Source organism: Streptomyces sp. H39-S7, assembly GCF_027158205.1.
In the GTDB taxonomy this organism is placed as follows: domain Bacteria; phylum Actinomycetota; class Actinomycetes; order Streptomycetales; family Streptomycetaceae; genus Actinacidiphila.
In genome coordinates this window covers 1-7,742 of the sequence record NZ_JAPVLU010000112.1, presented here as the reverse complement: position 1 = coordinate 7,742, position 7,742 = coordinate 1, and the positions used below count along the sequence as shown (strand labels likewise).

The 7,742-nt window shown below is 67.8% G+C and carries 6 protein-coding genes and 3 pseudogenes; 5 read left to right on the top strand and 4 right to left on the bottom strand.

Annotated elements, in window-relative coordinates; all coding sequences use genetic code 11:
- Positions 1–396: 396 nt before the first annotated feature.
- A pseudogene (locus O3X23_RS43410) lies at positions 397–742 on the bottom strand (transposase); the annotation flags it as partial.
- 86 nt (positions 743–828) lie between these two features.
- Between O3X23_RS43410 and O3X23_RS43405 the strand changes: the two are divergent.
- Positions 829–1,214 (top strand): annotated as a pseudogene (locus tag O3X23_RS43405) (DUF5655 domain-containing protein); the annotation flags it as partial.
- Between the two features lie 160 nt (positions 1,215–1,374).
- Here O3X23_RS43405 and O3X23_RS43400 read toward each other — a convergent pair.
- Positions 1,375–1,968: a DUF317 domain-containing protein gene (locus O3X23_RS43400; protein ID WP_269280784.1), complete on the bottom strand. Its 594-nt coding sequence runs from the start codon at positions 1,966–1,968 to the stop codon at positions 1,375–1,377.
- Between the two features lie 462 nt (positions 1,969–2,430).
- Positions 2,431–3,042 (bottom strand): TetR/AcrR family transcriptional regulator, encoded by a 612-nt coding sequence (locus O3X23_RS43395; RefSeq protein WP_269280781.1) that lies wholly within the window; start codon positions 3,040–3,042, stop codon positions 2,431–2,433.
- Between the two features lie 144 nt (positions 3,043–3,186).
- Here O3X23_RS43395 and O3X23_RS43390 point away from each other — a divergent pair, with 144 nt between their 5' ends.
- The 4 genes and pseudogenes from O3X23_RS43390 (at position 3,187) to O3X23_RS43375 (ending at position 6,155) form a co-directional block, all read left to right on the top strand.
- Positions 3,187–3,921, top strand: a complete 735-nt coding sequence (locus O3X23_RS43390; protein ID WP_269280778.1) for an SDR family NAD(P)-dependent oxidoreductase — start codon at positions 3,187–3,189, stop codon at positions 3,919–3,921.
- 38 nt (positions 3,922–3,959) lie between these two features.
- Positions 3,960–4,583: an NADPH-dependent F420 reductase gene (locus tag O3X23_RS43385; RefSeq protein WP_269280774.1), complete on the top strand. Its 624-nt coding sequence runs from the start codon at positions 3,960–3,962 to the stop codon at positions 4,581–4,583.
- Between the two features lie 329 nt (positions 4,584–4,912).
- Positions 4,913–5,230 (top strand): annotated as a pseudogene (locus tag O3X23_RS43380) (transposase family protein); the annotation flags it as partial.
- A 28-nt stretch (positions 5,231–5,258) separates the two neighbouring features.
- Complete coding sequence (locus O3X23_RS43375) at positions 5,259–6,155, top strand: ISAs1 family transposase (protein WP_269280771.1); 897 nt, start codon at positions 5,259–5,261, stop codon at positions 6,153–6,155.
- 263 nt (positions 6,156–6,418) lie between these two features.
- Here O3X23_RS43375 and O3X23_RS43370 read toward each other — a convergent pair whose 3' ends face one another.
- Positions 6,419–7,330, bottom strand: coding sequence for a LysR family transcriptional regulator (locus O3X23_RS43370; RefSeq protein ID WP_269280768.1), 912 nt, complete (start codon positions 7,328–7,330; stop codon positions 6,419–6,421).
- Positions 7,331–7,742: the final 412 nt, after the last annotated feature.

The following is a 7,742-nucleotide window of genomic DNA, read 5'->3' as shown; positions in this document are numbered from 1 at the left end:
TCGAAGCAGGAACGTCTTGGTCGACTTCCTTGCCTCTACCAGAGGCCCCGTTTCCGTAGCTGTCGAACCGTCAACTCCAGCCACAGAGCCTTGACAGGGCCGTCGGCCTGTTAACTTCGCGGCCTTGGGTCATAGGGAGGATGCCATGCTTCCTCGCCCCTGAGACTTCCTCGTCGCCTGGCCGCTGAGCAATCTTTCCATACCGGACAGCCACCTGCCGGTGCTCCCCCGCACCAGCGGACCGTCTGCCGACGGCAGGCTCACGGGCTGCGCGCTGTCCTGCTCGCCGCTCATCCTTCGATTCTGTTCGATTTACGGGCGGAACGCTTGCTGGCGATCAGCTCGGTGGGCGTTCCAGGAATGTCACTACCGTAGACACCTCACGATGCGTAGCTGTCAAGCAGCTTCGGCGATTGAGGCGGGGTAGGCGGCCTGTTCGTCGAACAGTTCGCCGGCCTGGAGGCAGTGGTCGAGCTGGCCGAGCATGCGGTTGAACAGATTCCTCTGGGCAGATGCGTGCCAGTCTCCGGCGGTGCGTCGGCGGCGGGTAGTGGGCGTCGGTGCCGGGAGAGCTCCGCAGGGAGACCCAGCGGCGCGTGATGGACGACTTCTTGCCCGAGGCCCGGGTGATGGGTGAGGACCCGGCGTAGGCATTGAGGCCGCAGGCGTCGGCGAAGCGGGTGTGGTCGTCCCCGATCTCAGCCAGGACCCGGGCGCCGAGCTGGATGCCGAGCCCGGGGAATCTTGGAGAAGAGCGGGCCGCGCAATCCTCCCGACCTGGGCAGATGCCAGTCGGAGACTGGACCGAGGATATCTTGCCTCGACGACCTGGAGACCCTCGCGTCCGTGAGCAGCGGGACTCGGGCGCCCCTGCGGACATGTCGACGGTCCGTCGCCCGCACGGCAGCCGACGTCCAGGGCGCGTCGATGGCCGAGCTGGCGACGGCGGTTGACGAGGCGTTGCGTGGTCTGCGGGATGGCGTGAGCCGCGTGGAGCGTAAGCAGTACCGGGCGTATCAGTGGGACCTCAGCGGAGCAACCTCCTGGTCTACCTGAAGGTCGACCCGAAGCGCGTCGACCTTGCTCCAGGGTTCACCCGGGACGTGTCCGGGCTCGGCCACCACGGGACCGGCGACTTGGAGGTACAACTCCGCACGACGAAGGACGTGGAGCGTGCACAGGACCTGTTCCGTGCGAGCTACGCGGCGGGGTGATCGTTGCGGCGTGGGCGATGCGCGGTGGGTTGTGATCGTCGGATGGCGCCTCTCGCCGTTGGGGTATGTCGTGGCGGTGGACTACTAATGATGCGCGGGATCGCCGGTTTGGCTAACCGGCGATCCCGCGCTATGTTGCCCCGCTTCGACGTGCGGGTGGTCAGCGTGTACGGCTGGCTGCGGGGCTGGCCATGACGGCGGGGACGGCTGGGGGCGTGGTGGCGAGGCTGGTCCTGCGGTCGCGGCCCGTGACCTGGATTTGGCGAGTGCCGGTGCCGTGGGCGAGATTCTCGCTGAGGTTGGCCAGCAGCGAGCTGGGGGTGCGCGGTGATGCGGTGAGGGTCCAGGTGGGATGGTCGGGGTCCGGGCTGGCCCAGACGGTCCAGGTGGTGAGGGTGTGGGTCGGGTGCTGGGCGGCGAAGGCATCGAACTGGATGCCGGCGTCTGCGGCCGGAGATGTCCAGCGGATCCAGCGCCCGTTCACGGTGTGCTTCCATCCGGCTTCGGTGAGGGGCTGTGTGGCGGCGGTGATGGTCTTCTCGTCGACAGGGGCGCCAGCAGTTGTGTCCCAGCCGTCGGCGTAGGCGAGGTGATCCAGTAGGTCCTCCAGCACGGGGGCAGGGGTCGCGCCGGTCGCCGTGAGGACCCATGTGCGGTCGGAGACTGGGGTTTCGTAGGCGGCTACGGTCCAGGCGGTCTCGTGGGCAGGGGCGTCGTGGAGGCGCTCGACGCGGAGCGTCTGGCCCTCGTGGATGGCGTGGGTCGTCTCGTCCGACCAGGTCCTTTCCCTGTCAAGTTCAGCGTGTCTGGCAGCGAAGGTTCATGCAGGTCCCCGGTTGAGCTTCGAGCACAGCATCCGGTATACGACCAGCCGACCGAACCTTTCCCGCAATGGCCTTGACCGAGGGCCCCGCTCTGATGCGCGCCCGCGAGAAGCCGAACATCGCCGTGATCACCCCAACTGGCCTGTTCCTAATCGACTGCCGTACCCGGAAAAGCTGTACGTGCGGGGCCAGCAGCTGCCAGGCAGACCACGTCGGCAGGTCCTCGGGGTCACCGGTCTTCCCGGCGGCTTCTGCTGCGGCCTTCAGCAGGCGGGCGGCCAGTTCCGTAAAAGCCAGCAGGTCCGGGCCAGGTGCCGGGCGGCTGGTGTCGCGTACCAGCGGGTGCAGCCGCGCGACCGGCAGCGCGTCCAGCCCGGCCGCGGAGTGCCAAGTCAGCTTGACACTTCCTCCCGTCGCCGGTCATCGCTGGCTGTGGCGGGGATGGCGTTGTCGATGAGGACGGCGGCGATGGCGGCGGCGGTGGGGAAGGCGTCGGCGTTGAGGACCTGGGTGCGGGCCGCGGCGCCGTCGATGAGCAGCGCGAGCTGCTCGCCGAGCTGTTCAGGGTCGGCGGCGCCGGCTTCGCGGGCGGTGTCGGTGAGCCGCGCGGCGACGGCTTTCTTGTAGTCGCGTGCGTACTGGGATGCGGGGTGCTGGGGGTCGTGGAGTTCGACGGCGGCGGCGATGTAGGGACACAGGGGGGTGGTGGGGGGGATGTCGAAGGCGGCGAGGAGCCGTTCGCGGGGCGTGAGGTCGGTGCGGTCGAACACGCCGGACAGAACGGAGGGGTCGAACCGGCGCAAGTACTCGGCGACGAGTTCGTCCTTGCCGCTGAAGTGCTGGTAGGCCGTGCGCTTGGACACCTCGGCCGCCGCGCAAAGCTGGTCCATGCCGGTGCGGTTGATGCCCTGCTCGCGGAACAGCTGCTGGGACGTGCTGAGGATGCGCTCGCGGGCGCCCCGGCCGCGGCGGCGGCCCGTGGGGCCCTTCTCCAACTCCGTCATGGGTCCATGGTACCCCAGTTGGGTAACGACCGGTGTACATAGTTTGCGTCCCGGCCGCCCGCCCCGTACCGTAAGCACACAGGGCGGTGTACATAACACCGTCTCCCCAGGTGCGCACGGCACCACCGACCCAAGGTAGAGACCATGGGAAAGCTCGACGGCAAGGTTGCGGTCATCACCGGCGGCAGCACCGGTATGGCGCTGGCCGGCGCGAAGCTGTTCGTCGACGAGGGAGCGCACGTCTTCATCACCGGCCGCCGCCAGGACGCCCTGGACGAGGCCGTGCAGCAGATCGGCCGCAACGTCACCGGTGTCCAGGGCGACGCCGCCGATCTGGACGACCTGGACCGCCTGTACGACACCGTCAAGCGGGAAAAGGGCAGCCTCGACGTGCTGTGGGCCAGCGCCGGCGGCGGCGAGCCCGCTCCGCTCGGTGAGATTACCGAGGCTCAGTTCGACACCTGGTTCGGGCTCAACGCCCGCGGCACTCTGTTCACCGTCCAGAAGGCCCTCCCGCTCTTCAACGACGGCGGTTCCATCCTCATGACGGGCTCCAACGCCTCCCTCGGCGCTTTTCCCGGCTGGAGTGTCTACGCCGGCAGTAAGGCAGTCCAGCAGGCATGGGCCCGCGTCTGGCTCAACGAGCTCAAGGACCGCCGCATCCGCGTCAACGTCCTGACCCCCGGCCAGGTCGCCACCGCCAAGCAGGCAGAGCTCTTCGACGAGGCCACCCAGCGCCAGTTCGAGTCCCTCATCCCCCGCGGCCAGATGGGCCGCCCCGACGAAATCGCCACCGCCGCCCTCTTCCTCGCCTCCGACGACTCCAGCTACGTCAACGGCATGGAACTCGTCGCCGACGGCGGCACCACCGCCCTCTGAACCGAACCACCCACAACCAGCACAGGACAGGACATCTCATGAGCAGCATCAGCATCATCGGCACCGGGAACATGGCCCGTACCATCGGCGCGCGGGCGGTAGCGGGCGGCAACGCCGTCGAGGTCATGGGCCGCGATCAGTCCAAGTCCGCTGACCTGGCCAAGGCTCTCGGCGGCGGCGCCACGACCGGAGAATGGGGCACCGCCCCGGCCGGGGACATCGTCATCGTGGCCCTGTTGTACGACGGTGTCGTGCCAGCCGTCGCCCAGTACGGAGACGCTCTCGCGGGCAAGGTCATCGTCGACATCAGCAATCCCTTCAATTCCACGTTCGACGGGCTGGCCCACCGCGAGGAGACCTCGATCGCGCAGGAAGTCGCCAAGGCGGCCCCGGCCGGCGCCAGCGTGGTGAAGGCGTTCAACACCGTCTTCCGTCATGTCCTGGAGAAGGGTCGGCCCGACGTCTTCATCGCTGGCGACAATGCGCAGGCCAAGGCAAGTGTGGAGGCGTTCATCGAGAGCCTCGGGCTGCGCCCGCTGGACGTCGGCGGCCTGCAAATGGCGCACTGGCTGGAAGGAGCGGGCGTGGTCACGGTGGGCCTCGCCAACCACGGGGTGGGGAACCTGGACTTCGCCCTCAGCATCACCGAACTTCCCGTCTGAGCAAACGGTTGACGGAACACCGAAGCACTCGCCAACGAAGCTTGGTTTCACACTTCCCATAGTCGGGCCCGCTATTGAGGGAGGTGTTCGAAGTCTCAACCCACCGGCCAGGTGTGATGCGTGCTCAGCCCGTGAGACCGAGCTCGCGTAGGGCATCGGCCGGGCGGTTTCGGTAGTGGTCGTGTGGGGCGGCGTTGTTCTTCCATCCGGTGAGGTGGGCGCAGGGCGGTTTCAAGTTCCGGGGTTGTGCGGGTTGGTCGAGTGGTGACCGACGAGGGTACGTAGCAGGGCAGGCACGGGCTCCATGATCATTACGGTGTCGAAGCCCAATGAACACAAGGTCGCCCGTGCCTGCCGCTGTATCTTCTCCTATCCCCGCCGTGCTGCTGAAGCTGGGTCCGCTGGACGCCAGCCGCGTCGCTGACCTGCGCCCCTACCTCGACTTGGTGCCCGACCCGCGCTCGCGGCGCGGCCGGTGGTACCCGCTGACGCCGGTCCTGCTGGTGTGCGCCTTCGCTGTCCTGTCGGGCGCCAGGAGCATCGACGAACTCGCCGAGTGGGGCGAGCGTGCCTCGACCACACTGCTGGCGGCCATCGGCATCCGCCATCATCCGCTCAAGTGGCGGCGCTCCCCGTCACCGGCCACTAGCGGGCGCGTCCTGGGGGCAGTCGACGGTGACGTGCTGGACCGGGCCGTGGGTACCTACCTGGCCGACCAGCACCGCACCGCCACCCGGACCGCTACGGGCAAGGCGACGGCGTGTCATCGCCGTCGACGGCAAGGCGCTCAAGGGCTCAGCCCGGCTCACCGCAACGCGCCGGCACCTGCTCTCCGCCGTCACCCACGGCCTCGTGGTCACCCTCGCCCAGACCGAGGTCGGTGCCAAGACCAACGAGACAACGCACTTCCGGCCGCTGCTGGCCCCGCTGGACCTGCCCGACGCCGTCGTCACCTTCGACGCGCTGCACTCGGTCCGGGCGAACATCTCCTGGCTGGTCGAGGCGAAGAACGCGCACTACATCGCCGTGATCAAGACCAACCAGCCCACCACATACGGTCAACTCGCGGCCCTGCCCTGGCACGACATCCCCGTCCAGCACAGCACCTCCGCCACCGGACACGGCCGCCGGGAGTCCCGCTCGATCAAGACCTGCGGCATCGCGGACGAACTCGGCGGGATCGCCTTCCCCCACGCCCGCCTGGCCATCCGCGTCCACCGCCGCCGCAAGCAAACCGGAAAGCGCGAGACCCGCGAGAGCGTCTACGCCGTCACCATCCTCGACGCCCACCAAACCAGCCCCGCCGACCTGGCCACAGCCATCCGCGGACACTGGGCAGTGGAGAACTCCTCGCACCACATCCGAGACGTCACCTTCGACGAAGACGCCTCAACCGTCCATACCGGGACCGCACCGCGCGCCATGGCGACCCTGCGCAACCTCGCCATCGGCGTGCTGAAAACCCTCGGAGCCGACAACATCGCCAAGACCACCCGAGCAATCCGCGACCACCCCGGACGAGCACTCCCACTCCTGGGCATCACCAACAATCCGGACCTCTACGGAACTTGATCAAGCCCTGAGGTGGGCGAGGCTGATCGCCAGGCTGCGGAAGGTGGCGAGGGCTCGGGAAAGGCTGCCGGTGCGGGCCCGGCTGGCGTCTTCGCCGAAGGTCACGTCTCTGACCGTCATCGCCAAAGCCATCCTCACTCTGGAGAGGCAACGCTGAAAACGCTCCCTGTGCGCCAACATCGCCTCCGCCCCCGAGCTCCATGCCTTCACCATTGCTGTGGCCGCGTGCCCCCTGTTGGCGCTGCTGTTGTTAGTCGGACTGCTCAACCGTGCTTTGAAACGGCATCGCTTGCAAGCTGCCACATTTCATAGTTTCCACATTCTGCCGTGATCTCGGCCGTCGCCTGAGCCGCGGTGAAGAAGTCATCGACCACCGGCGAGGTGCGCGATGCCGCCACCGCGAGGCACACCTGGTCGGGTGCCAGATCCGGGATGGGCACATAGCTGACATCTGGATGTGAGTAGAACACGGTCGCCGAACGGGCCAGGAACGAGATGCCCCGGCCGGCCGCGACATGCTCGAGCGTCTCGTCCACCCCGCGCACCAGGTACCCGGCGTTAGGGTGCGGGCGACTGGTGGGCTGCGTACTCGGGTCGGCATGCCAGATGAGCGGTTCGCCGGCCAGGTCGTCCTCGGTGACCTCCTCCTTGCCGGCCAACCGGTGGCCGGCGGGCAGCACCACCACCTGCGGTTCGGTGTACAGCGGGGTGACGCGCAGGCCGGTCTCGTCGATGGGCAGCCGCACATAGCCGACGTCGATGCGGCCGTCGAGCAGCATCGGGGCCTGGTCGTCCCCTTCGATCCGCTGCACGTCCACGACCACGTCCGGATGCCGGGCCTCAAACGCCCGCGCCGCCGGGATGACCGGGATGCCTGCCCGGAAGCCGACCGTCAGCCGCTGGCTGCCGCGGGCGGCCGCGGTCACCCGGCGGCGGACCGCGTGCGCGGAGGCGAGCAGCGGACCGGCGTCGGCCAGCAGTTGTCGGCCCGCGTCGGTCAGCGCTACGCCGTGGCGATCCCTGGTGAACAGCGAGGCGCCGAGATCCTGCTCGAGCGCGCGGATCTGTCGGCTGAGCACCGGCTGCGCGATATGCAGCTCGTCGGCGGCGCGGCCGAAGTGCAACCGGTCGGCCACGGCGACGAAGTAACGCATTTTGCGCAGGTCCAGATCCATGGCGCCTCCCGCTCGGTGATGCCTCCAGGGTATCACCGGGACTAAAAGAGGTCTTGGACACCCACTCAGGCCAATGACAATCTGAGGAGGTACCTGATGGGGCCGAAGCGAATTGGACACAAGAATTCGCCATCGGAACTTGATAGCAGGGACCACGCCCAGAACGAGCACATCCGGAATTGAGTGCCGTCCATCGCGTCATTTCGACAGCGTCGACGACACAACCGTTGACGACCACGGGATGGGCGTGGCGTCCTATCCAGCTCCAGAAAGCAGGCACACTATCAGGGCCTCGGCAAAGTCATTGGGTGTCTGTGTTATGGCGATATCAGCTATCTGGAGCGCTGACGGCGCCGCCGTCGCGGGGCAGGTGAGTGGCGGCCGTTTTCAGCTAACTCGGTGATCGCCACCG